16 protein-coding genes are annotated in these 24,593 nt (G+C 62.8%); 9 read left to right on the plus strand and 7 right to left on the minus strand.

Going from position 1 to position 24,593, the window contains the following annotated elements; genetic code table 11:
• Positions 1-114: 114 nt before the first annotated feature.
• Positions 115-1,398, minus strand: a complete 1,284-nt coding sequence (locus NMB38_RS13460; protein WP_111475319.1) for a Zn-dependent hydrolase — start codon at positions 1,396-1,398, stop codon at positions 115-117.
• A gap of 76 nt (positions 1,399-1,474) precedes the next feature.
• Positions 1,475-2,965 (minus strand): NCS1 family nucleobase:cation symporter-1, encoded by a 1,491-nt coding sequence (locus NMB38_RS13465; RefSeq protein WP_088523343.1) that lies wholly within the window; start codon positions 2,963-2,965, stop codon positions 1,475-1,477.
• A 338-nt stretch (positions 2,966-3,303) separates the two neighbouring features.
• Between NMB38_RS13465 and hydA the strand changes: the two genes are divergently transcribed.
• The 3 genes from hydA to preA all read left to right on the plus strand — a co-directional run bounded on the left by hydA (position 3,304) and on the right by preA (position 7,525).
• A complete protein-coding gene (gene hydA / locus NMB38_RS13470; RefSeq protein ID WP_027916205.1) occupies positions 3,304-4,743 on the plus strand; it encodes a dihydropyrimidinase in 1,440 nt (479 codons plus the stop codon).
• A gap of 139 nt (positions 4,744-4,882) precedes the next feature.
• Positions 4,883-6,250: an NAD(P)-dependent oxidoreductase gene (locus NMB38_RS13475; RefSeq protein ID WP_028686543.1), complete on the plus strand. Its 1,368-nt coding sequence runs from the start codon at positions 4,883-4,885 to the stop codon at positions 6,248-6,250.
• Positions 6,251-7,525 (plus strand): NAD-dependent dihydropyrimidine dehydrogenase subunit PreA, encoded by a 1,275-nt coding sequence (gene preA / locus NMB38_RS13480; protein WP_088523344.1) that lies wholly within the window; start codon positions 6,251-6,253, stop codon positions 7,523-7,525.
• A 201-nt stretch (positions 7,526-7,726) separates the two neighbouring features.
• Here preA and NMB38_RS13485 read toward each other — a convergent pair whose 3' ends face one another.
• From NMB38_RS13485 to gnd, 5 genes are all read right to left on the minus strand, one after another.
• On the minus strand, positions 7,727-8,347 hold the full coding sequence (locus NMB38_RS13485) for a TetR/AcrR family transcriptional regulator (protein WP_088523345.1): 621 nt from the start codon (positions 8,345-8,347) through the stop codon (positions 7,727-7,729).
• Positions 8,347-8,703, minus strand: coding sequence for a VOC family protein (locus NMB38_RS13490; protein WP_027916209.1), 357 nt, complete (start codon positions 8,701-8,703; stop codon positions 8,347-8,349). The genes NMB38_RS13485 and NMB38_RS13490 overlap by 1 nt, the downstream gene beginning before the upstream one ends.
• A gap of 88 nt (positions 8,704-8,791) precedes the next feature.
• Positions 8,792-10,585: a glycoside hydrolase family 15 protein gene (locus tag NMB38_RS13495; protein WP_027916210.1), complete on the minus strand. Its 1,794-nt coding sequence runs from the start codon at positions 10,583-10,585 to the stop codon at positions 8,792-8,794.
• 91 nt (positions 10,586-10,676) lie between these two features.
• Complete coding sequence (gene zwf / locus NMB38_RS13500) at positions 10,677-12,185, minus strand: glucose-6-phosphate dehydrogenase (RefSeq protein WP_088523346.1); 1,509 nt, start codon at positions 12,183-12,185, stop codon at positions 10,677-10,679.
• Positions 12,182-13,165, minus strand: a complete 984-nt coding sequence (gnd, locus tag NMB38_RS13505; RefSeq protein ID WP_027916212.1) for a phosphogluconate dehydrogenase (NAD(+)-dependent, decarboxylating) — start codon at positions 13,163-13,165, stop codon at positions 12,182-12,184. Before gnd ends, zwf begins: the two co-directional genes overlap by 4 nt.
• Positions 13,166-13,828: 663 nt before the next feature.
• Here gnd and glgA point away from each other — a divergent pair.
• From glgA to glgX, 6 genes are all read left to right on the plus strand, one after another.
• Positions 13,829-15,388, plus strand: a complete 1,560-nt coding sequence (glgA, locus tag NMB38_RS13510) for a glycogen synthase GlgA (RefSeq protein ID WP_088523347.1) — start codon at positions 13,829-13,831, stop codon at positions 15,386-15,388.
• 13 nt (positions 15,389-15,401) lie between these two features.
• A complete protein-coding gene (gene treZ / locus NMB38_RS13515; protein WP_028686549.1) occupies positions 15,402-17,150 on the plus strand; it encodes a malto-oligosyltrehalose trehalohydrolase in 1,749 nt (582 codons plus the stop codon).
• The gene (gene malQ / locus NMB38_RS13520; RefSeq protein ID WP_088523348.1) at positions 17,147-19,216 is read left to right on the plus strand and encodes a 4-alpha-glucanotransferase; all 2,070 of its coding nucleotides are present in this window, start codon (positions 17,147-17,149) and stop codon (positions 19,214-19,216) included. The genes treZ and malQ overlap by 4 nt, the downstream gene beginning before the upstream one ends.
• On the plus strand, positions 19,213-21,987 hold the full coding sequence (locus NMB38_RS13525) for a malto-oligosyltrehalose synthase (protein ID WP_088523349.1): 2,775 nt from the start codon (positions 19,213-19,215) through the stop codon (positions 21,985-21,987). The genes malQ and NMB38_RS13525 overlap by 4 nt, the downstream gene beginning before the upstream one ends.
• 16 nt (positions 21,988-22,003) lie before the next feature.
• Positions 22,004-22,297, plus strand: coding sequence for a DUF2934 domain-containing protein (locus NMB38_RS13530; RefSeq protein ID WP_027916217.1), 294 nt, complete (start codon positions 22,004-22,006; stop codon positions 22,295-22,297).
• Between the two features lie 127 nt (positions 22,298-22,424).
• Positions 22,425-24,578 (plus strand): glycogen debranching protein GlgX, encoded by a 2,154-nt coding sequence (gene glgX, locus NMB38_RS13535; protein ID WP_049695751.1) that lies wholly within the window; start codon positions 22,425-22,427, stop codon positions 24,576-24,578.
• Positions 24,579-24,593: the final 15 nt, after the last annotated feature.

The raw sequence follows: 24,593 nt of genomic DNA on the forward strand, positions 1-24,593 counted from the left end.
TGTAAACTGCGAAGCTGAAACCATCGCACTGCCCACAGTTTCATCCCCGCAGCTCCCATCAACCAGACCACTGTAGCGCCCACAGCGTCCACGACAGCATGAACAGCCCCGAAACTAAGCCGCCAAACGCCCCTTGGCCACCGCCTCGGACGCCGCCAACATGGCGCGCAGCAACACGGCACACCCTGCCGCTAGATCCTCAGGCGTGGCGTTCTCGATTTCGTTGTGGCTGATGCCGTTTTCGCACGGCACGAAAATCATGCCAGCCGGCCCAAGTTCAGCCAGGAAGATCGCGTCGTGCCCTGCCCCGCTGACGATATCCATGTGCGGCAATCCCAGCGCCTGGGCTGACTCACGTACCGCACTCACGCAAGCGTCGTCGAAATACAAGGCCGGGAAATCTGCGGTCGGCACCAGCTCATACGTCAGCCCATGCCGCTCGCAGGTCTGTTCAATCACACTGCGAACCTCGGCAATCATTCCCTCAAGCCGGTCTCCTTCGAGGTGACGCAGATCCAGGGTCATGCGCACTTCACCTGGAATCACGTTGCGCGAGCCAGGATAAGCTTGCAGGCAGCCCACCGTGCCGCAGGCGTGCGGCTGGTGACCTAAGGCGGCGCGGTTGACAGCCTCGACCACGGCAGCGGCGCCGACCAAGGCATCCTTGCGCAGGTGCATGGGCGTTGGGCCAGCATGGGCCTCCACCCCACGCAAGGTCAGGTCGAACCATTTCTGGCCCAGGGCGCCTAGCACCACGCCGATGGTCTTGGCCTGGTCTTCCAGGATCGGGCCTTGTTCGATGTGGGCCTCGAAATACGCGCCCACCGGATGGCCCGTCACCGCGCGGCTGCCGGCGTAGCCGATTTCATTCAGCGCCTCGCCCACGCTAATCCCCTGCGCATCGCGTTTAGCCAGCGTCTGCTCGAGACTGAACTTGCCGGCAAAGACACCCGAGCCCATCATGCACGGTGCAAAGCGTGAGCCTTCCTCGTTGGTCCACACCACCACCTCCAGTGGGGCCTCAGTTTCCACGCCCAGGTCGTTGAGGGTGCGGATGACCTCCAACCCGGCCATGACCCCGTAGCAGCCATCGAACTTGCCACCGGTGGGCTGGGTGTCGATGTGACTGCCCGTCATTACCGGAGGCAGTGCGGCATCGCGCCCTGGCCGGCGGGCGAACAGATTGCCCACCCCGTCGACCGTCACCGTGCACCCTGCCGCTTCGCACCACTGCACGAATAGGTCGCGGGCCTGGCGATCCAGGTCGGTCAGGGCCAGTCGGCATACGCCACCCTTGGGCGTGGCGCCCAGGTGCGCCAGGTCCATGAGCGATTGCCACAGGCGTGCGCTATCGACATGACGGGCAGTCGATTGAAGAACGTCTTGAGCGCGGGTCATAGGTCTCTCCTCAGGCTTTTCTTGTCGGATGTATAAGCCACGGCGCGGGCCTGCCCGCACTGCGACGAGCAGGTATTCAAGGCAAAGGCTTGGCCATGCGCGTCGGGCTAGGGGCGGCCATGGCAGCGAAGACGTAGTACAAGCCAGCCCCGAGCAGCGAGCCGGTGAACCAGCCATAGTCGTAGAACCAACTGAAGTAACTGTTGCCAATGGCCAGCACCGTGAGCGCCACCGGCAGCGCAAAGGCCGCGAAGCCCGGCCAGTGCCACGCAGGATAGACGTCATCACGATACAGCCCGGCCAGATCCAGGTGCTGACGCCGTACCAGGAAGTAATCCACCACCATGATCCCTGCAATGGGACCGAGCAGGCTGGAATACCCCAGCAACCAGTTGGAATAGACGCTTTCAAGGCTGATGTCGGAAACGATCCAGCCCAGCTTCTTGAAAAGCTCGTGGCCCATCAGCGCCAGTCCGATGAAACCGGTCAGCCACACCGCCCGGCTGCGCCCGATCAGGCGCGGTGCAATGTTCTGGAAATCGTTGGTGGGCGAGACGATGTTGGCCGCCGTGTTGGTGGACAAGGTAGCGATCACGATCAGGGCCATGGCCAATGCTACCCAGAAGGGGCTCTGAATCTTGCCTATCAGCGTCACCGGGTCGGAAACGGTCTCGCCCACCAATGAGGCCGAGGCCGCCGTCAACACCACACCCAGCGAGGCAAACAGGAACATGGTCAGGGGCAAGCCGAATATCTGCCCCAGAATCTGGTCCTTCTGGCTGCGGGCATAACGACTGAAGTCCGGGATGTTCAGCGACAGGGTGGCCCAGAAGCCCACCATGGCAGTGAGCCCTGCGCAGAAATAACCCACCACGCTGGCCCCTTGAGGACGCTTCGGTGGCTGGGCCAACAGTTCGGTCATGGACATGTGCGGCAGCGCCCACACCAGCAGCCCGACACCCACCGATACCAGCAAAGGCGCTGACAAGGTTTCAAGCCACTTGATCGATTCTGCACCGCGCAGCACCACCCACAGGTTCAGGCACCAGAAGATCATGAAGCCGATCACCTCGCCGGTGCCGCCCAGGGCCTTCCAGCCCTCGAATACCGAGCCCAGGAACAGATGAATCGCCAGCCCGCCGAACAGCGTCTGGATCCCGAACCAGCCGCAGGCGACCACGGCCCGCACCAGGCACGGTACGTTGGAACCCAGAATGCCGAAGGATGCACGCAGCAGCACCGGGAATGGAATGCCGTACTTGGTGCCGGGAAAGGCATTGAGCGTCAGTGGAATCAGCACGATGAGGTTGGCCAGCAAGATGGCCAGCAACGCTTCACCCACGCTCAGACCGAAATACGCCGTGAGCACGCCGCCCAGGGTGTAGGTAGGCACGCAGATGGACATGCCCACCCACAGGGCGGTGATGTGCCACCTGTTCCAGGTGCGCTGATGCACCTTGGTGGGGGCGATGTCGGGGTTGTAGCGCGGGCTGTCGAGCACGTCGGGGCCTTCGCACAGCTCTACCAGGCCGTTGCGTTCAACCTCGTGCGATCTGCTCTGTTGCATGGGGCCTTCTCCAGAATGTTGTTGTATTTGTTCGCTCATCGGGGCGAGTCGATGGCCGGAGTACACACGCAGAATGTGGGTAGAAATTTCGACCAAATTTCAATCTTGTCAAGTTAGTCAATCTCTTGCGAAACGCCTGTGCTAGAGCCATTCGTAATTTAATTTCTTTATTAATCAGTAAGTTAAAAACCACAAAATTCGTGGGATTTATTTCTTGCCGAATCCAGAATCTGCATCTAGCCTCGAATCTTGTCAGCGCTGACAGGATCTAGCTGCCCGCCTGACCTGCACAATTTCAAGAACCGGCACAGACCGGTCAGCCTGCGAGGAAAAACGGCATGTCTCTGTTGATCCGTGGCGCCACCGTGGTCACCCACGAAGAAAGCTTCAGCGCCGATGTCCTGTGTGCGAACGGCCTGATCCAGGCCATTGGCCAGGACATCGACCCACCCGTCGGTTGCAATGTGCTCGATGGCAGCGGCCAGTACCTGATGCCCGGCGGGATCGACCCGCATACCCACATGCAGTTGCCGTTCATGGGCACGGTAGCCAGCGAGGACTTTTTCAGCGGCACCGCCGCCGGGCTGGCAGGCGGAACCACCTCTATCATCGATTTCGTGATCCCCAATCCCCAGCAGTCGCTGATGGAGGCGTTTCACACTTGGCGCGGTTGGGCAGAAAAGAGCGCCAGCGATTACGGCTTTCACGTGGCCATCACGTGGTGGAGCGACCAAGTGGCCGAGGAGATGGGTGAGCTGGTCGCCCACCATGGGGTGAACAGTTTCAAGCACTTCATGGCCTACAAAAACGCCATCATGGCCGCTGACGACACCCTGGTCGCCAGCTTCGAGCGTTGCCTGCAACTGGGCGCCGTGCCCACGGTGCACGCCGAGAACGGCGAGCTGGTGGATCATCTGCAACGCAAGTTGCTGGCCCAGGGCATGACAGGGCCCGAGGCGCACCCGTTGTCACGTCCACCCCAGGTTGAAGGCGAAGCGGCCAGCCGCGCTATTCGTATTGCCGAAACCCTCGGTACGCCGTTGTACCTGGTGCATGTCTCCAGCCGCGAGGCGCTGGATGAGATCGCCTACGCTCGCGGCAAGGGGCAGCCGGTATACGGCGAGGTCTTGCCTGGCCATCTGCTGCTGGACGACAGCGTCTACCGCGACCCGGACTGGGCCACGGCAGCGGGCTATGTAATGAGCCCGCCGTTCCGACCGCGTGAACACCAGGAGGCGCTGTGGCGCGGCCTGCAGTCGGGCAATCTGCACACCACCGCCACCGACCACTGCTGTTTCTGCGCCGAGCAAAAGGCCATGGGACGCGACAATTTCAGCCGCATTCCCAATGGCACGGCCGGTATCGAGGACCGCATGGCGGTACTGTGGGATGCCGGTGTGAACACAGGTCGCCTCTCCATGCACGAATTCGTCGCCGTTACCTCTACCAACACGGCGAAGATCTTCAACCTCTTTCCACGCAAAGGCGCCATTCGTGTCGGGGCCGACGCCGACCTGGTGCTGTGGGACCCACAGGGCACGCGCACCCTCTCGGCCAAGACCCATCACCAGCAGGTGGACTTCAACATCTTCGAAGGCCGTACCGTGCGCGGCGTGCCCAGCCACACCATCAGCCAGGGCAAGGTGGTGTGGGCCGACGGTGACTTGCGCGCCGAAGTCGGTGCCGGACGGTATGTCGAACGCCCGGCCTACCCTTCGGTGTACGAACTGCTCGAGCGTCGGGCAGAACACCACCGGGCCACCCCCGTGCCCCGCTAGCCGCTGACACTGATCGACCGGCTTTCACTGCAACACCGACCCCTCAGGCCGACACCGTGCGCGGGGGCCGGCGTGCCGGTGATCGGGGCTGCCCGCGCCCCACTTTTCAAGCCCACGACAAGAAAGAGAGGCTACCACCGTGATAGACGCACTGAACCATTTGCCCCGCCCAAGGGCCGGCAGCGACCAGTTGGCCGAGCATTTCAGCGACCTGGTCCCACCCCTGACCGCGCGCCAGGCCGCCGTGGAGAGCGCGCGCTGCCTGTACTGCTACGATGCCCCGTGTATCAATGCCTGCCCCAGCGACATCGACATTCCGTCCTTCATCCGCCGCATCAGTGATGACAACCTGCAAGGCGCTGCTGAACGGATCCTGTCGGCCAACATCCTCGGTGGCAGTTGTGCCCGTGTCTGCCCCACCGAAATCCTCTGCGAACAGGCCTGCGTGCGCAACAACGCGCAGGAATGCGCGCCGGTGCTGATTGGCCAATTGCAACGCTATGCCTTGGACAACGCCCAGTTCAGCGAACACCCCTTCCAGCGCTCCCCGGCTACCGGCAAGCGCATCGCAGTGGTCGGCGCCGGCCCGGCGGGCTTGTCTTGTGCACATCGTCTGGCCATGCACGGGCACGATGTGGTCGTCTTCGAAGCCAGTGAGAAACCGGGTGGCCTGAACGAGTACGGTATCGCCCGCTATAAGTTGGTTGATGATTTCGCCCAACGTGAAGTGGCGTTTTTGCTGGGCATCGGGGGCATCGAGATCCGCTATGGCCAGCGCCTGGGCAGCGACCTGGGGCTCGGTGACCTGCGGGATCAGTACGATGCCGTCTTTCTCGGCCTTGGGCTCAGTGCCGTGCGGCAACTGGGCCTGCCCGATGAACAGGCACCTGGCGTGCTGGCTGCCACCGACTACATCCGCGAACTGCGCCAGGCCGATGACCTGAGTCGGTTGCCCTTGGCCGACCGTTGCCTGGTGATCGGCGCCGGAAACACAGCGATCGACATGGCCGTGCAGATGAGCCGACTGGGGGCGCGCGACGTCAACCTGGTGTATCGCCGTGGGGCGTCCGACATGGGCGCCACGGGCCACGAGCAAGCCATCGCCAAGGCCAACCAGGTGCGTCTGCATACCTGGGCGCGCCCCGACGCCGTACTGCTGAGCGACGATGGCAAGGTACGCGGCATGCGCTTCGCTCGCACCGCAATGGTAGACGGTCGCCTGGGCGACACTGGAGAAACCTTCGAACTGGCTGCCGACGCGATCTTCAAGGCCATCGGGCAGCGCTTCGAAGACCAAAGCGTGGCGGACCCGGTCGCCGCGCAGCTGGCGCGCGACGGCGAGCGCATTCGCGTCGATGCGTGCATGCAGACCAGCCTGCCGGGCGTGTATGCCGGCGGTGACTGCACCGCCCTGGGCCAGGACCTCACCGTGCAGGCCGTACAACATGGCAAGGTAGCTGCCCAGGCCATCCATGCCCAACTCATGCTCAACGTGGAGGCAGCGTAAATGGCTGACTTGTCTATCGTCTTCGCCGGCATTCGCGCCCCCAATCCCTTCTGGCTGGCCTCGGCCCCGCCCACCGACAAGGCCTACAACGTGGTACGCGCCTTCGAAGCGGGTTGGGGTGGCGTGGTCTGGAAAACACTGGGGGAAGACCCAGCAGCGGTGAACGTGTCATCGCGATATTCGGCGCACTTCGGCGCCAATCGCCTGGTTCAGGGCATCAACAACATCGAGTTGATCACCGATCGATCACTGGAAATCAACCTGCGGGAGATCACTAAGGTCAAGAAGGACTGGCCGGACCGTGCACTGATCGTGTCGCTGATGGTGCCGTGCGAGGAGGCATCGTGGAAATTCATCCTGCCACTGGTAGAAGCCACAGGGGCCGATGGAATCGAACTGAACTTCGGCTGCCCCCACGGGATGCCCGAGCGGGGCATGGGGGCGGCGGTGGGCCAGGTGCCTGAGTATGTGGAGATGGTCACCCGCTGGTGCAAGACCCACTGCTCACTGCCGGTGATCGTAAAGCTCACCCCCAACATCACCGACATTCGCCAGTCGGCTCGAGCAGCGCATCGAGGCGGCGCTGATGCGGTATCGCTGATCAACACCATCAACTCCATCACCAGCGTGGACCTGGACCGCATGGTGGCCCACCCAATTGTCGGCGACCAAAGCACGCACGGCGGTTACTGCGGCTCCGCCGTCAAACCCATCGCCCTGAACATGGTTGCGGAGATCGCCCGCGACCCCGCCACCCAGGGCTTGCCGATCTGCGGGATCGGCGGTATCGGCAATTGGCGTGATGCTGCCGAGTTCGTGGCTCTGGGCAGCGGCGCGGTTCAAGTCTGCACCGCCGCCATGCTGCATGGCTTTCGCATCGTCGAGGACATGAAGGACGGCCTTGCACGTTGGATGGACCAGCATGGGCATGCCCGTCTTGAAGACTTCAGAGGCCAGGCGGTCGGTCACACCACTGACTGGAAGTACCTGGACATCAACTACCAGTCCATTGCGCACATCGATCAGCACGCTTGCATTGGTTGCGGCCGGTGTCATATCGCCTGCGAGGATACCTCCCACCAGGCCATCGCCAGTACGGTGAAGGCCGACGGTACCCATGCCTACAGCGTGATCGAAGAGGAATGCGTAGGCTGCAATCTATGCCAGATCACCTGTCCCGTTGAAGACTGCATCGAGATGGTGGCACAAGACACCGGCAAGCCGTACCTGAACTGGACGCAGGACCCGCGCAACCCGTATCGGGAGGTTGGCTGAGGGTAGGGAGTGTGGATGCAGGCGCGGTTTCGCCAGACGCCGGATCCGTCGCGGTGGGGCGCACATGGGCCCTGATGTTTATGATTCACGGCTCAAATCCTGGGGCCGCCCAGCGGCCCCAGGGTCTATACTCCCCGCATCATCGTGCGCCGGGACCGCTGCACGCCCTCTGCCAGTGGCAGTCAACAGCCGTCTGACGCCTCAAGGCTCTAACCCAATACCTCGCAGGATTACACGGGTGACCGTCTGCACAGCGTTTTCGAAGTCTCGGTCGGACAGCGGCTCGCCTTCGTTGAGCAAGGCCACCTGGTAACCGAAGTCGGCATAATGCTGGGTCGATGCCCATATCATGTACAGCAGCGCCGACGGCTGCACCGGCAGAATGCGCCCCTCCTCCACCCAGCGGCGGATCTTCGCCTCCTTTAGCCTGGCCCAGGGCACCAGGCTCTCATCCAGGTCCGCCCTGAGCACCGGCGCACCGTGCAGCATCTCCTCGGCCCAGATTTTCGAGCCCAGCGGCCGTGAACGGGAGTGTGCCATCTTCGCGCGGATATAACTGGTCAGCACGACGCGAGGGTCATCGAAGTGCTCGAAGCTCAACGCGTCTTGCTTCCAGACTTCGAGCAAGTCCTGCAGCACCGCTCGAAACAGGTCGTCCTTGGTCTTGAAGTAGTAGTGAAGATTCGAGCGCGGCAGCTGCGCCTGTTCGCCGATATCGCCCATGGAAGTGGCAGCGAAGCCCTTTTCGGCGAATACGCGCTCGGCAGCCTGCAGAATCTTTTCGACGTTGCGACGACGGATTTCAATCTTGTGGTTGGCCATCAGGCGTCGGCCGTCCACACGGCCAACTCGAACCCATCCGGATCGGTGAAATGAAAACGGCGACCGCCCGGAAACGCGAACACTGCCCTGCTGACGGTGCCGCCCGCTGCTTGCACCCGTCGCTGGGTGACCTGCAAGTCATCTGCATAGAGAATGACCAGAGGCCCTCCTGGCCGCACGGGCTCACCTGTAGTGAAACCACCCGTCAGCCGGCCGTCGCTGAACTCGGTGTAGGCTGGCCCGTAATCGGTGAACTTCCAGCCGAACACCGCTGCGTAGAATGCTTTGCTGCGCGCGATGTCGCTGACGTTGAACTCGATGTTGTCGATCTGACGATCCCTACCGCGAATACCCATGAACGCTCCGTGCTCTCGGAAATGTTCCGTAGTCTACTCCGCTTGCGTAGCGAAACCATGAGCCGGCGCAAGCGCCGGCTACCAGGCTTCAGGCGCTGGCGCGCACGCGCGCAGGGCATTGCGCACGGTGCAGGTTGAGCGCGGTATTGATGATGCCGATATGGCTGAACGCCTGCGGGAAGTTACCCAGCATGCGCTTGCCTACCGGATCGTACTGCTCGGCCAGCAGGCCCACATCGTTGCACAGCTCGGTCAGCCGTTGATACAGCGCGTGCGCTTCGGCCTGGCGTCCCAGCAGCACGTACACGTCGGCCAGCCAGAAGGAGCACACCAGGAATGTCCCCTCGCCTGCCGTCAGGCCATCGGTGCAGCTGTCGGTGTCGTAGCGCAGCAACAGGCCGTTGTGCAACAGGCGCTTTTCGATCTGGGCCAAGGTTCGCAGAAACCGCGGGTCGTGGGCCGGCAAGAAGCCGGTCAACGCGATGTGCAGCAGGCTGGCATCCATCTCGCAAGAGCCGTAGGCCTGCACGAAGTGCTGGCCCTGAGCATCGAGCCCCTGCTCGCACACTTCCCGGTGGATCTGATCAGCGACCTGCCGGTAGTGAAGGCCGCGTTCACGGTCCTCCTCGGTGGTTTCGGCAAGCCCCGCAGCGCGGTCGAACGCCACCCAGGCCATGACCTTGGAGTGTACGAAGTGCTGCCGACCACCGCGTACTTCCCAGATGCCTTCATCAGGCTCACGCCAGATGCTTTCCAGGTACGGCATGATCACCCGGCTGATCGCGGCACTGCGCGGATGCCTGGGCAGGCCACCACGGATTGCCTGGCTCATGGCGTCGGCCAGTTCACCATAGATATCCAGCTGTGTTTGCGCGGCGGCTGCGTTGCCCACCCGCACAGGCTGGGAGTGCTCGTAACCGGCCAGCCAGGGCAACGTGTACTCCTGAAGGTCACGCTCACCGGCCAGGCCGTACATGATCTGCATCTGCTCCGGGTTGCCCGCCACCGAACGCAGCAGCCATTCACGCCAGGCCTGGGCTTCTTCGAAGTACCCCAGGTTCATGAAGGCCAGCAAGGTCATGGTGGCATCGCGCAGCCAGCAGAAGCGGTAGTCCCAGTTACGCTCACCGCCCACGCGCTCGGGTAGCGAGGTCGTCACCGCCGCCACGATCCCGCCCGTGGGCGCATAGGTCATGGCCTTGAGCACCAGCAGCGAGCGGCGGACCAAGGCCGTGTACGGTCCCACGTCCGGGCACTTGGCTGCAAAGGCCTGCCACTGATCCACGGTGGCCTTGAGGCAGGCATCGACGTCCTGTTCGGCGGGAACCGCCAGGTGCGAAGGGTGATGACGCAAGCTGAACACATGCCGCTCGCCCTCGCCTACCCGCATACGCGCCACCGTGTGATGATCGCGAGCATGGGGGGCCACGGTCGAGGACAGGATCAAGCGGTCCGGGCCTGCTACCGCGCTGAGGGTCAGCGGGTCGAGCCGCTCTACCCAAGGGACGCTGCGCCCGTAGTCAAAGCGCATCACCAGGTCCATTTCAAACGTGGTCTGGCCCGAAAGCCCTTCGACAATGCGCACGACCGCGTTCTCGTCACCCAAGGGCATGAAATCCAGCACCCGCGCCTTTCCCGAGGCCGTGACCCAGACGGTTTCAAGCACCAGCGTGTCGTCCAGGTAGCGCCGGGTGCGCTCTGTCACGGGGTCCGAGGGCGCCAGGCGCCAACGCCCATTTTCCTCGTTACCCAGCAAGGCCGCGAATACCGCTGGCGCATCGAAACGCGGCAGGCACAGCCAGTCGAGCGAGCCATCGCTGCTAACCAGGGCTGCACTGCGGCAGTTGCCCAGCAGGGCATAATCTTCAATATGGGCAGGCATCGATACTCCTGGAATTCAGTGCGTCAATGGTGCCGGACCCGCTTTCGCGGACAGGCCCGGCACCACGCGATCGGATCGAAACGGTGCAACGTCAACCCAGCCGGTGCCACTCGCGCTTGTCCCGGGCCAGCAGCTCGTTGCCCGCCTCCGGGCCATCCTGGCCGGCCTCGTAGTCGTGCACTTCCCCGCCCTGGGCCCAGGCATCGAGAAACGGCTGGACGGCGCGCCAGCCGTTCTCGATGTTGTCGGCACGCTGAAACAACGTCTGGTCGCCTGTCAGGCAGTCGTAGATCAAGGTTTCGTAACCGGTGGCCGGGGTCATCTTGAAGAAGTCTTTGTAGGCGAAACCCAGCTCGACATTCTCCATCACCAGTTCCGGCCCTGGCCGCTTGGCCTGAAGGTCGAACCACATGCCTTCGTTGGGCTGGATCTGGATCTTCAGGTAATTGGGCTTGGGCCTTTGCAACGCGGACTCTCGGAACTGGGCATACGGCGCCGGCTTGAAGCAGATGGCGATTTCCGTATCGCGCACGCTCATGCGCTTACCGGTGCGCAGGTAAAAGGGCACACCGGCCCAGCGCCAGTTGTCGATCATGATCTTCATGGCCACGAACGTTTCGGTCTGGCTGTCAGACTCCACCTTGCTTTCCTGGCGGTAACCCGGCACGTGCTTCCCGCCCAGGGTGCCGGCTACATATTGGCCGCGAACCGAGTTCTTCAATGCCATCTTGGTCGACCACGGGCGGATCGCGCCGATCACCTTGGCTTTCTCCCCGCGAACCGCGTCGGCGGCAAACGCTGCAGGCGGCTCCATGGCCACCATTGCCAGCAGCTGGAACAGATGATTGGGCACCATGTCGCGCATTGCACCGGTGCTGTCATAGAACGCACCACGGGTTTCGACCCCTACGGTTTCAGCGGCGGTGATCTGCACATGGTCGATGTAATGATTGTTCCAGAACGACTCGAACAGCCCGTTGGAGAAACGGCTGACCAGGATGTTCTGGACGGTTTCCTTGCCCAGGAAATGGTCGATCCGGTAAATCTGACGCTCGCCCATCACGTTCAGCAGGCAGGCGTTGAGCGCCTCGGCGCTGGCAAGGTCGTGTCCGAACGGTTTCTCGATGACCACCCGGCGAAACCCGCCGCCCGATTCGTCCAGCAACCCGGCTTCCCCGAGGCGCTTGGCCACTTCGGGGAAGAACCGTGGGGAGGTCGCCAGGTAGAAAATGGCGTTGCCATGGCTGGTCTTGTCGATGCGCTGGGCGATCGCCTCATAAGTCGCCGCGTCGAGAAAGTCCCCGGTCTGATAGTCCAGGCGCTTGGCAAGGCTGGCCCAGAGCTTTTCGTCCAGGTTCGCTGGAGCACCCTCGCCACCTTTGTCGCGCTCGGCCATGAACGCATGCAAACGTTCAGCAAATTCCTCGGCGCTGACAGCATTGTGGTCGACACCCACGATGCGCAGGTCCCGATCGAGCAGGCCATCACGGCTGAGGTTGTAGAGCGCAGGCATCAGCAGTCGCTTGACCAAGTCGCCATTGGCGCCGAACAGGAACAAGGTGCAGGGTGGAGCAGCGGGCGTTGCCGGTTTTTTGCTCATTCAGGTTTCTTCTCAACGTGCCCACCGAACCCAAGGCGCATGGCCGAGAGAATCTTGTCGCCATACGTGCCTTGTTGTTGGCGCGAACGGAAACGCGCGAACAGCGCACTGGACAGCACCGGGACTGGCACTGCCTGCTCGACGGCCGCGTCGATGGTCCAGCGCCCTTCCCCGCTGTCCGACACCGAGCCGCTGAACTGGGCCAACTGAGGGTCGGCCACCAGCGCGTCGGCGGTCAGGTCCAGCAGCCAGGACGTGACCACGCTGCCACGGCGCCACACTTCGGCGATCTCGGCCACGTTCAGGTCAAAGCGCTGGTCCTCGGGCAGCTCGTCACCGCCTTTGCTGCGCAGCAGGTCGAAGCCTTCGGCGTAAGCCTGCATCAAGCCGTATTCGATGCCGTTGTGCACCATCTTCACGTAGTGCCCGGCACCCGGCGGGCCGGCATGGATATAGCCATGCTCGGCACGCTGTGGTTCTCCGGTGCGTCCGTGGGTGCGCGGGATGTCCCCGACACCGGGTGCGAGTGCTGCAAACAGGGGCTCCAGACGTTCGAACACGTCCTTTTCCCCGCCGATCATCATGCAGTAACCGCGTTCCAGGCCCCATACCCCGCCTGAGGTACCGACATCCAGGTAGTGAAGCCCACGCTGGGCCAGTTCTGCGGCGCGGCGCATGTCGTCTTTGTAGAAAGTATTACCACCGTCGATGATCGAATCGCCAGGTTCCAGCAAGTCAGCCAGCTGGGCAATGGTCTGCTCGGTAGGCGCCCCGGCGGGAAGCATGACCCAGACGGCACGAGGCGCCTGGAGTTTCTCGACCAGTGCAGCCAGGTCAGCCGCCCCGACGCTGCCTTCGCCCTCCAGAGCAGTAACGGCTTGTGCGTTGCGGTCATGCACCACGGTGTGATGGCCAGCGAGCATAAGCCGCCTTGCGATGTTGCCGCCCATGCGGCCCAGCCCGACGATTCCCAATTGCATGAGCAGGTGCTCCCCTTCTGGAATGAGTGACGACGTTTCGCCTTTCAGGTTAGTCCAGTGGACGGCATGAGGGTTCAGCGACGGGCGGTATGTTCATGTTGGTTTATTGGGGACGAGACGCCGCGCTATCTGCCATTCAGGGTGCGCAAGATCAATTTAACAGCGCTCGATCGATCAAGGCCCCGTCATACAGCACGGGTCGCACCGTTAAGGTGCAAAGCAATACACACAGCGCCGCTCGTCGCCTCTCGCCGGCGTGCAATAAAAACGCCCTGAATGCTCGGCGAGCCGATGCCAACGTTTGCGTCTAGCACGGGGGCCGCCTGGAATGACCGTTCGGTCACATTTGTAATATTTCTCGCCTACACTCAGGTTCCGGCCCGCCATTTGCTCATTGGAAGAGCAACGGAAAAAAAGTCGAACTTTAAGGAAAGCCGACAGGTCAGGAACTAAGCAGGCCAGATGAAATGGGTTATTCCCACGCACGGCCCGCCCACCCCAACCAGTCCACTCGCCTTTTGGCCGGAATGCCAAATGCGCTGTGCCTGTGCGCACGACTCGGGGGCAAGGATTGCAGTACGCAGAATTCGCAAAGAGAGAATCAACACGAAAGACCGCCGCGGTTTATCAGTGCCCGGCCAAGCTTAGGGACGGAGAGAAAGAATGATCAGTGCCGCTGTCGCGACTCAAGTAGCTACCTTTACATCGGAACATCGCGAACCGCTCACCCCGGAGCTCGCCAAGACAGGCAAGGCACCTGGCGCCCAGCGCCAGAACAACCCGAACAAACGCAAGATCCTTTTCGTCACCTCGGAAATCGCTGACCTGGTGAAGACCGGTGGTTTGGGCGACGTCTCCGCGGCGTTGCCTCGCGCCCTTGCCCACCTGCACGACGTGCGTGTGCTGATCCCGGGTTACCCGCAGGTGGTGGAAAGCGACAACCCCATCCACATCGTCGGTGAGCTGGGCGGCCATGCAGCCTTGCCCCCTTGCAAGATCGGCCGGATGGACTTGCCCGACGGGCTGGTGATCTACGTGTTGATCTGCCCAGAGCTCTACCAGCGTCCCGGCACGCCTTACGCAGCAGAAAACGGTCGCGACTGGCCGGACAACCATATCCGTTTCGCCCGCCTGGGCCTGGCGGCTGCAGAAATCGCAGCCGGTGAAGGCATGATCCATTGGAAACCGGAAATGGTGCATGCCCATGACTGGCCAGCGGGCCTGGCCCCTGCGTACATGCACTGGCGCGGCTTGAGCACCCCGACCCTGTTCACCATTCACAACCTGGCCTACCAGGGCGTCTACAGCCGTGGCTGCAGCCCGGAACTGGCCATACCCGACCATGCCATGCAGCAGGAAGGCATGGAGTTCTACGGCAAGCTCTCCTTCCTGAAAGCTGGCCTGGCCTACTCCAGCCATATCACCACGGTCAGTGCCACCTACGCCCAGGAAATCACCACCCCCGAATTCGGCTGCGGCCTGGACGGTTTCCTGGCCAGCAAAGCGCAACAGGGGCTATTGGGCGGCATTCCGAACGGCATCGACGAAAGCTGGGATGCAGCGACCGACAAGCACCTGCAGCACAATTTCAGCATCAACGACTGGGAGGGCAAGGCGCGCAATGCACAGGCAGTGCGCGAGCTGTTCCAGCTGGACCCCTCCGAGGGCCCATTGTTCGCCGTGGTCTCGCGCCTGGTCTACCAGAAAGGGCTGGACCTGACCCTGGGCGTTGCCGAGTACATCGTCGAGCAAGGCGGCCAAATTGCAATCATTGGTCGTGGCGAGCCTGAAGAAGAGCAAGCCATGCGCGAACTGGCCCTGCGTCATCCCGGCCGTGTGGGTGTACGCATCGGCTTCAACGAAACCGACGCACGCCGCATGTTCGCTGGCAGCGACTTCCTGCTGATGCCTTCGCGCTACGAGCCATGTGGCCTCAGCCAGATGTACGCCCAGCGCTTCGGCTCGCTGCCCGTTGCACGCAAGACCGGCGGGCTGGCCGATACCATCGAGAACGGCGTAACAGGTTTCCTGTTCGACGAGTCGACGGTAGAAAGCTACCGCGAGGCGCTCAGCCGGGCGTTCTACATCTACCAGAAGAAAGACCTGCTCAATGCCATGCGTTGCCTGTCCATGACCCAGCCATTCAACTGGTGCCAAGCGGTGGAACCCTACGCACGCTTGTACGAAGACCTGGTCAAGCAAGCCCAATTGGCTCATTACTGAAGAGAGGTCGAAGATGCAAAGGCATGGCGCACATGTTGAGGACGCCACGTCGGCGCGCTTCGCCCTCTGGGCACCCGACGCGCGCAGCGTGAGTTTGGAATTGCAGCACCAGGACGCCGTCGACCTCGTTCCCGATGACGATGACGATGGCTGGTTCATTGGCACCGCCCCTGCCAAGCCAGGGGACCTGTACCGCTACTGCATCAATGGCGAGCTTCGCGTTGCCGACCCCGCATCGCGCTTTCAACCCGAGGGCGTCCACGGCCCCAGCCAAGTCGTGGACCTGGCCGGCTACACCTGGCAGCATCCTTGGCAAGGCCGCCCCTGGCACGAGGCGGTGATCCAGGAGCTGCATGTGGGCGTACTGGGTGGCTATGAAGGTGTGTCGAGCCATTTGCACCGTATTGCCTCGACCGGCATTACCGCCATTGAATTGATGCCGATCAGCCAATTCCCGGGCACCCGCAACTGGGGGTACGACGGCGTGCTGCCTTATGCAGCGCAGCACAACTACGGTACACCCGAGCAACTGTGCAGCTTGGTGGACCAGGCGCATGGCCACGGGCTGATGGTGATGCTCGATGTGGTCTACAACCACTTCGGCCCCGATGGCAACTTCCTGCATGAGTACGCCAGCTCGTTCTTTCGTGAAGACCGTCAGACCCCCTGGGGTGCCGCCATCGACTTCCGCCGGCCCGAGGTGCGTGAATATTTCATCCAGAACGCCCTGATGTGGATCTGCGATTACCGGATCGACGGCTTGCGTCTGGATGCGGTGCATGCCATCGATCAGCCTGACTTCCTCAAGGAACTGGCCAAGCGTGTGCGCGAGACCGTCGAGCCGGGCCGACACGTGTGGCTGGTGCTGGAAAACGAGCACAACCAGGCGTTCTTGCTCGAACAAGGCTTCGATGCACAGTGGAACGACGATGGCCACAATGCGCTTCACGTGTTGCTGACCGATGAAACCGAAGGCTACTACGAAGACTACAAGGATGACCCGATCGGCAAGCTGGCGCGCTGCCTTGGCGAGGGCTTCGTCTTCCAGGGCCAGCTCAACCGCCATGGCGAACCACGCGGTGAACCCAGCGGCCACCTGCCGCCAAGCGCCTTCGTGCTGTTTCTGCAGAACCATGACCAGATCGGCAACCGCGCCATGGGCGAGCGTCTAACCCGGCTGACATCGCCCGCGGCCCTGCGCGCGGCAACCGGGCTACTGTTGCTGAGTCCGATGATTCCTTTGCTGTTCATGGGCGATGACGACGGCAGCCGTGCACCCTTCCTGTTCTTCACCGACTTTCATGATGAGCTCGCCGACGCGGTGCGCGAAGGCCGGCGCGGTGAATTCGAGCATTTTGCCGCCTTCGCCGACCCCGAAAAGCGTGCGCGTATTCCCGACCCGAACGCCGAGCAGACGTTCCACGCCTCCAGGCCTGACCCGCAGGATGTGATTGCCGGCTGGCATGGGCTGTACCAGCAGCTGCTCACTACGCGCCGCCAGCACCTGGTCCCGCGCCTGCCTGGCACCCGTTCCCTGGGCGCCGAGGTATTGGCTGACAAGGCGCTGACTGCACGCTGGCAGCTGGGGGATGGCAGTACCTTGCGCATCGACCTGAACCTGGGCGACCAGGCGCAGCACCTGGCGGCTGCGCCTGCAGGCACCTGCCTTTTCGACAGCGGCGACAAGGCGCACGCCGGCTCGACGCTTTCGCCCTTCAGCTGTGTGGTCACCCTGCTACCCCCAAACCAGGAGATGCCATGAGCGATTCCCTGCTTCACCGGCTCGCTCAACGGGCGGGCCTTGCCCGAAACTGGGTGGATGCCAACAACAAACCGCAGCAAGTGACCGACGAGGTACTGCGCAAACTCCTCGAAGCCCTGGGCCATCCGGCTGGCGACGACGCGCAACTACAAGACAGTCTATCCAGGCTTGAGCACAGCGATGACGCCCAGCACGTCCCGCCCCTGCTCACTGCCGACCAGGGCAAGCCGCTCGACCTCTCGCGGTATTTCCCAGCGCAGGCCCCGGTGTGTGGTCAGCTGGAAGATGGCAGTCACATCGACTTGCAGCTTGATGCCCAGGCTTGCCTGCCAGGTGATTTTCCAGTCGGCTATCACCAACTAGAAGTGGCGCAGCATCGATTTACGCTCGCGGTCGCACCGCCTGGTTGCCCGTCGTTGCATGATCTGGTCGAGGCGGCACCTGCGCGCTGCTGGGGCTTGTCGGCGCAGCTCTACAGCCTGCGCCGCCCCGGCGATGGTGGTTACGGTGACTGCATGGCCCTCGAGCAGCTGGTACGCAGTGCGGCCGAACGGGGCGCCGATGCGGTGGCGATCAGCCCTATCCATGCTTTGTCGGCCTTCGATCAACAACATTACAGCCCCTACTCGCCTTCGAGCAGGCTGCTGCTCAATACGCTTTACGCAAGCCCGGCGGCCATTCTGGGTGAACGCACCGTGCGCCTGGCGGTCGAGGCCTGCCACCTGGAACAGACCCTGACCTCGCTCGAGCAAGCGGCTTTGGTGGACTGGCCGCGCGCAGCCGATGCGCGCTACAAGCTGCTGGACGCGCTCTACCAGCACTTCAGCCAAGGCGATCACCCGCAACGCGCCGATTTCGAGAGCTATCGCCAGGCCGCAGGCGAGGCACTGGAGCACCATTGCCGTTTTGAAGTGCTGCAAGCCGAGGCGGTCGACAAAGGCCATGGGGCTGATTGGCGCAACTGGCCAGAGGCGTGGCGCGACCCCTTCGGAACCGAAGTCCGCGCCTTGGCCGAAAGTTATCCGGCCAGGGTAGAGTTTCACGCCTTCTGCCAATGGCTGACCGAGCGCAGCCTGCAGCGCGCTCAAGAGGCAGCCAAAGGCAGCGGCATGGTAGTCGGCCTGATTGCCGACCTCGCCGTTGGCGCCGATGGCGCCGGCAGCCAAGCCTGGAGCCGTCAGGACGAACTGCTGGCCAACCTCACCGTTGGCGCGCCACCTGACATCCTCAATCGCTCAGGCCAGGACTGGGGCATCTGCGGGTTCTCTCCCGAAGGGCTCAAGCGCAACGGCTATCGCGCGTTCATCGAGATGCTGCGTGCCAACCTGGCCCATGCCGGTGGCCTGCGCATCGATCATGTGATGGGTTTGCAACGGCTTTGGCTGATCCCGCGTGGTGGCAAGCCCAATGAAGGCGCCTACCTGTATTACCCGCTCGAAGACATGCTGCGCTTGCTGGCGCTCGAATCCAGCCGCCACGGTGCAATCATCCTGGGTGAAGACCTGGGCACGGTACCGGACGGGCTACGCGAGGCCTTGGCGCAGAAAAACATCCTGGGCATGCGCGTGCTGCCCTTCGAGCAGGCGCCTCGAGGCCAGTTCACCCCTCAGCTTCAGTGGCCCGACGATGCCTTGGCGACCACCGGCACCCATGACCTGGCGACCGTGGCGGGTTGGTTGCAAAACCGGGACGTGGAGTGGAGCCGGCGACTGGGCCTGATTGATGAGTCCACCGAACAGCAATGGCGCGATGACCGCCGCAAAGAACACGAAGGCTTGCGCCGCACGCTTGAAACCCACTATGGCCCGCTGAAGGACGACACTGCCGTGATCGATGCCGCTATTGGTTATGTAGGCTACACCAAAGCTCCGCTGGTGCTGGTCCCGCTTGAAGACCTGCTGGGTCTGGAAGAACAGCCGAACATGCCCGGCACCACCGAAGGGCATCCCAACTGGCGCCGCCGTTTTGCCGAACCGGCAAGCCACATGCTTGACAACGAGGATGCCGCACGGCGCCTGGAAGTGTTGGCGCAAGCGCGCGAGCAGGCGTGGGAGCGCGACCGATGAAACCGCTCACTGCGACCCTGCGCCTGCAGTTCCACAGCGACTTTACCTTAGACCATGCTCTACCGCTGGTCCCCTACTTTGCTCAACTGGGCATCAGCCACCTGTACGCCTCGCCGATACTCAAGGCCCGAGCAGGTTCACGCCACGGTTACGACGTCGTCGATCCCACGCAGGTCAACCCGGAACTGGGCGGCGAAGCGGCCCTGGAGCGCCTGGTCAAGGCGCTGCGCCAGCACGGCATGGGCCTGATCGTGGACACCGTGTCCAACCACATGGCCGTAGGCGGCGCCGACAATCCCTGGTGGCAGAGTTTATTGGCATGGGGCCGTCGCAGCCCATATGCGGAGTTCTTCGATATCCAGTGGCATTCCACCGACCCGCTACTGGCCGGTCAATTGCTGCTGCCGTTCCTGGGCAGCGATTACGGGGTAGCACTAAAAGAAGGCCAGATTCCCCTGGAATTCGACGCCGACCATGGGGTGCTACAAATCGCTCATTATGAGCACCGCTTCCCGATCTGCCCGGTCGACTACGGCTGGGTGCTGGCGCTAAGCGCTGACCCGACGCTGACCAGCCTGGCCGAACAGTTCACTGCCCTGGCCGAGTCGGCCACCCCGCTTGACGATGCCGCACCGCTGCAGGCCGAACTGGCTCGTCGCGTGCGCGAAGGCGCCGACCTGGCGTCGGCCCTGGTGGCATTTGACAGCCGCAGCGAGGCCGGCTTCAAGCGCCTGCACCTGCTGCTGGAACGCCAGACCTACCGCTTGGCCAGCTGGCGCACCGCTGCCGACGACATCAACTGGCGGCGCTTTTTCGACATCAATGAGCTGGGCGGTTTGCGGGTCGAGCGCCCGGTGGTGTTCGAAGCCACCCACGCCAAGCTGTTCGAGTTGATCGAACGCGGCCTGGTCGATGGCCTGCGCATCGACCACATCGACGGCCTGGCAGACCCACGCGGTTATTGCCGCAAGCTGCGCCGGCGCGTGGACAGCCTGATGGCCAGCCGCCCGCTGGACGCTGACGTGGAGCACTTCCCCATCTACGTCGAGAAGATCCTCGGCGTCGATGAGCATCTGCACCGCGACTGGCTCACCGATGGCACCACCGGCTACGAGTTCATGAACCAGGTGTCGTTGTTGCAGCACGATCCGGCCGGTGAGGCCCCGCTGACCGAACTGTGGTCGACGGTCAGCGAGCGCCCCGCGTTCACTGAAGAAGTACGCCTGGCGCGCCATCTGGTGCTCAACGCCAGCCTGGCAGGTGATTGCGAGTCGGTGGCGCAAGCCCTGCTGCAAGTCGCGCGAAACGACCTGATGACCCGCGATCTGTCCTTGGGCGCCATTCGTCGCGCCTTGCAGGCACTGGTGGCGCACTACCCGGTTTACCGCACTTACTTCAATGCCTGCGGCCGCCCGGCCGAGGACGAGGCATTCTTCCAGCAAGCCCTGGCCGATGCGCGCCAGGACCTGAGCGAGGCCGACTGGCCATTGCTCGAGCAACTGGAAAAATGGCTGGGCGGCGAAGGCTGGCGCCAGCTGCCACCGGGTCGTACCCGCAAGCAACTGCGCCACGCCTGCGTACGCTTCCAGCAATTGACCGCCCCCAGCGCGGCCAAGGCCGTCGAAGATACCGCGTTCTACCGCAGCGCGAGGTTGCTCTCGCGCAACGATGTGGGCTTTGAAGCCGAACGCTTCAGCGCACCGCTTGAGCACTTCCACAACGAGGCCCAGCGACGCCTGCGGGACTTCCCGGACAACCTGCTGGCTACCGCCACCCACGACCACAAGCGCGGTGAAGACACACGCGCTCGCCTGGCTGTGCTGAGCGAACGCGGCCCCTGGCTGGCCAGCCGCATGGCGCACTGGCGCGAGCTGGCAGCGCCGTTGCGCGCACAGCTGGAAGATGGCATGGCGCCGAGCCCTGGGGATGAAATGCTGCTGCTCCAGACCCTGCTGGGCACCTGGCCCTTGGGCTTGGCCGTCGATGACGCCCAAGGCTTGAAGCAGTTCGCCGAACGTGTCGGTCAGTGGCAACAGAAGGCGTTGCGCGAGGCCAAGCTGCGCAGCAGTTGGAACGCACCCAACGAAGCCTACGAAAAGGGCTGTGCTCGCTATCTGGAAGGGTTGCTGCTGGAGGCCGATGCCCTGCCCCTGCGTACCTCCATCGCCGATGCGGCGCAGCTGATCAGTTGCCCGGGAGCGCTCAACAGCCTGGTGCAGGCGTTCATGCGCATGACCGTGCCAGGGGTGCCTGATCTCTATCAGGGCAACGAATACTGGGACTTCAGCCTGGTGGACCCGGACAACCGCCGACCCGTCGACTACCCCGCTCGACGCAGCACCTTGGCAGAGGCCGCGCCGCTCGACGCGTTGCTAAGCCACTGGCACGACGGCCGGGTCAAGCAGGCGCTAGTGGCCCGCGTACTGGACTGCCGCATGGCCAACCCAGAGCTGTTCCGCCGGGGCAGCTACCTGCCATTGACCGTCAAGGGACGCCATGCCGACAAGATCGTCGCCTTCGCCCGCCTGGGCGATACCCAACGCGCCGTCATCGTCGCGCCGCGCCTGGCCAGCGAGCTGCTGGGGGCTGCGCAGAGCCCTCACGTGCCTGCCCAGAACTGGGAAGATACCCGGGTCATATTGCCGTTCGACTTCTCACCTGCCAATTCGACTGGACTTTTCGGCGGGGCCGTTGTCAGCCCTGTAAGAGAGTTGATGGTTTGTGCTGTGCTGTCGGACTTTCCAGTCAATCTGTTGATCGAAGATAACTAGCATTCAGGAGCGTCATATGAGTGTCGATGATAAACGCATACGCGAGTTTGCCTACCAGATCTGGGAGTCGGAAGGTAAGCCACACGGTGAGGAAGAACGTCACTGGGACATGGCCCGCAAACTGGCAGAAGCCGAGGCCAAGGCTCCGGGGGCCAAAGCCAAGTCACCCGCCAAGCCCAAGGCGCCTGCCAAGCCCAAAGCCGCTGCTGCACCCAAGCCGCCAGCCGATCCCAAGGTCGCTGCACTGCCAGGGGTGAAGCCTGCGGCTTCGAAGAAGCCACGCGCACCGAAAAAGCCGACCGCTAGCTGAACCATCCACGGCCCTGCCGTCTTCAGCGCCGCACTGGCACCGAGCCCCTCGGTTGCCAGGCCTGATGACGCCAGGGCCGTTGTAGTACTTAACCTTATTTTCCAGACAAGGCCATTCGAGGATTGCCATGAGCCCGCGCACCGCAAAGAAAACCCGCTCCGTTGCACCGTCGCGCATTCGCGAAGGCTTACCCTACCCCCTCGGCGCCACCTGGGACGGCCTGGGCGTGAACTTCGCCATCTTTTCGGCGAACGCCACCAAGGTCGAGCTGTGCGTCTTCGACGCCACCGGCGAGAAAGAGCTCGAACGGATCGAGCTGCCTGAATACACCGACGAGATCTACCATGGTTACCTGCCTGACGCGCATCCGGGTCTGATCTACGGCTACCGCGTACATGGCCCTTACGAGCCGGAGAACGGCCACCGCTTCAACCCCAACAAGCTGCTGATCGACCCGTATGCCAAGCAGTTGGTCGGCGAGCTGAAATGGTCCGAGGCGCTATTTGGCTACACCATTGGCCACCCAGACGGTGACCTGTCGTTCGACGAGCGCGACAGCGCCCCCTTCGTGCCCAAGTGCAAGGTCATCGACCCCGCATTCACCTGGGGCCGGGACAACCGTGTACAAACCCCGTGGGACCAGACCGTCGTGTACGAGGCCCACACCAAGGGCATCAGCAAGCGCCACCCGGCTGTGCCTGAGAACCTGCAAGGCACCTTCGCAGGCCTGGCCAACGACGAGCTGCTCAAACACATCAAGGACCTGGGCGTTTCCAGCATCGAGCTGCTGCCCATCCATGCCTTCGTCAACGATCAGCACCTGCTCGACAAAGGTCTGAACAACTATTGGGGCTACAACACCATCGCGTTCTTCGCGCCGCACCCAAGCTACCTGGCCAGCGGCAAGATCGCCGAATTCAAGGAGATGGTGGCGCACCTGCACGACGCGGGCCTGGAGCTGATCCTTGATGTGGTCTACAACCACACCGCCGAAGGCAACGAGATGGGCCCGACGCTTTCCATGCGCGGCATCGACAACGCCTCGTATTACCGCCTGATGCCCGACCAGAAGCGTTACTACATCAACGACTCGGGCACCGGCAACACCTTGGACCTGAGCCATCCGTGCGTCCTGCAGCTGGTGACCGATTCGCTGCGTTACTGGGCAGGCGAGATGCATGTCGACGGCTTCCGCTTCGACCTGGCGACCATTCTGGGTCGCTACCACGAAGGCTACAGTGAGCGTCACAGCTTCCTGGTGGCCTGCCGCCAGGACCCGCTGCTGCGTCAGGTCAAGTTGATTGCCGAGCCATGGGACTGTGGCCCGGGTGGTTACCAGGTGGGCAATTTCGCACCCGGCTGGGCTGAGTGGAACGACCGCTTCCGTGACACCGTGCGCGCCTTCTGGAAGGGCGACGAGGGCCAACTGGCCGATTTCGCCGCACGCATGACCGGCTCTGGCGACATGTTCAACAACCGTGGTCGCAGGCCGTATTCGTCGGTCAACTTCATCACTGCCCACGACGGCTTCACCTTGCGCGACCTGGTGTCGTACAACGAGAAGCACAACGAGGACAACGACGAAAACAACCAGGACGGGACCAGCAATAACCTGTCCTGGAACTGCGGGGCCGAAGGCCCCACCGAAGACGCGGAAATCAATGCCCTGCGCATGCGGCAGATGCGTAACTTCTTCGCGACCCTGTTGTTTGCCCAAGGCACGCCAATGATCGTTGCCGGCGATGAATTCAGCCGCACTCAGCATGGCAACAACAATGCCTACTGCCAGGACAGCGAAATCGGTTGGGTGAACTGGGACCTGGATGAAGAAGGCCAGGCGCTGCTGACGTTCGTCAAGCGCCTGACCCGCCTGCGCCAGAAATATCCGGTGCTGCGCCGCTCTAGCTTCCTGGTGGGCGATTACAACGAGGCGATCGGCGTCAAGGACGTCACCTGGCTGGCGCCGGATGGCAACGAGATGAGCGTTGAACAGTGGGAAGACCCCAATGGTCGTTGCCTGGGCATGCTGATCGACGGCCGTGCTCAGGTCAGTGGCATTGCCCGTCCAGGTTCGGAGTCCACCGTGTTGCTGATCGTCAACGCCCACCACGACACCGTGCCGTTCAAGCTGCCAAGCGTTCCAGAGGGCGAACACTGGAGCTGCGTGATGGATACAGACCAGCCACAACTGCGCAAACCCAAGGACCTGCCCTTCGACAGCTCATTTGACCTGACCGGGCGCTCGGTAGCTCTGATGGTGCTGCAACATAGCGAAGAGTGATGGCAAACGCGGTAC

The sequence above is a fragment of the Pseudomonas sp. FBCC-B35 genome, assembly GCF_059133755.1.

Bases quoted from the DNA above. Each gene is read 5' to 3' on its own strand.
- NMB38_RS13460 (WP_111475319.1), bottom strand. From the start codon at position 1,398: ATGACCCGCGCTCAAGACGTTCTTCAATCGACTGCCCGTCATGTCGAT.
- NMB38_RS13465 (WP_088523343.1), bottom strand. From the start codon at position 2,965: ATGCAACAGAGCAGATCGCACGAGGTTGAACGCAACGGCCTGGTAGAG.
- hydA (WP_027916205.1), top strand. From the start codon at position 3,304: ATGTCTCTGTTGATCCGTGGCGCCACCGTGGTCACCCACGAAGAAAGC.
- preA (WP_088523344.1), top strand. From the start codon at position 6,251: ATGGCTGACTTGTCTATCGTCTTCGCCGGCATTCGCGCCCCCAATCCC.
- NMB38_RS13485 (WP_088523345.1), bottom strand. From the start codon at position 8,347: ATGGCCAACCACAAGATTGAAATCCGTCGTCGCAACGTCGAAAAGATT.
- NMB38_RS13490 (WP_027916209.1), bottom strand. From the start codon at position 8,703: ATGGGTATTCGCGGTAGGGATCGTCAGATCGACAACATCGAGTTCAAC.
- NMB38_RS13495 (WP_027916210.1), bottom strand. From the start codon at position 10,585: ATGCCTGCCCATATTGAAGATTATGCCCTGCTGGGCAACTGCCGCAGT.
- zwf (WP_088523346.1), bottom strand. From the start codon at position 12,185: ATGAGCAAAAAACCGGCAACGCCCGCTGCTCCACCCTGCACCTTGTTC.
- gnd (WP_027916212.1), bottom strand. From the start codon at position 13,165: ATGCAATTGGGAATCGTCGGGCTGGGCCGCATGGGCGGCAACATCGCA.
- glgA (WP_088523347.1), top strand. From the start codon at position 13,829: ATGATCAGTGCCGCTGTCGCGACTCAAGTAGCTACCTTTACATCGGAA.
- treZ (WP_028686549.1), top strand. From the start codon at position 15,402: ATGCAAAGGCATGGCGCACATGTTGAGGACGCCACGTCGGCGCGCTTC.
- malQ (WP_088523348.1), top strand. From the start codon at position 17,147: ATGAGCGATTCCCTGCTTCACCGGCTCGCTCAACGGGCGGGCCTTGCC.
- NMB38_RS13525 (WP_088523349.1), top strand. From the start codon at position 19,213: ATGAAACCGCTCACTGCGACCCTGCGCCTGCAGTTCCACAGCGACTTT.
- NMB38_RS13530 (WP_027916217.1), top strand. From the start codon at position 22,004: ATGAGTGTCGATGATAAACGCATACGCGAGTTTGCCTACCAGATCTGG.
- glgX (WP_049695751.1), top strand. From the start codon at position 22,425: ATGAGCCCGCGCACCGCAAAGAAAACCCGCTCCGTTGCACCGTCGCGC.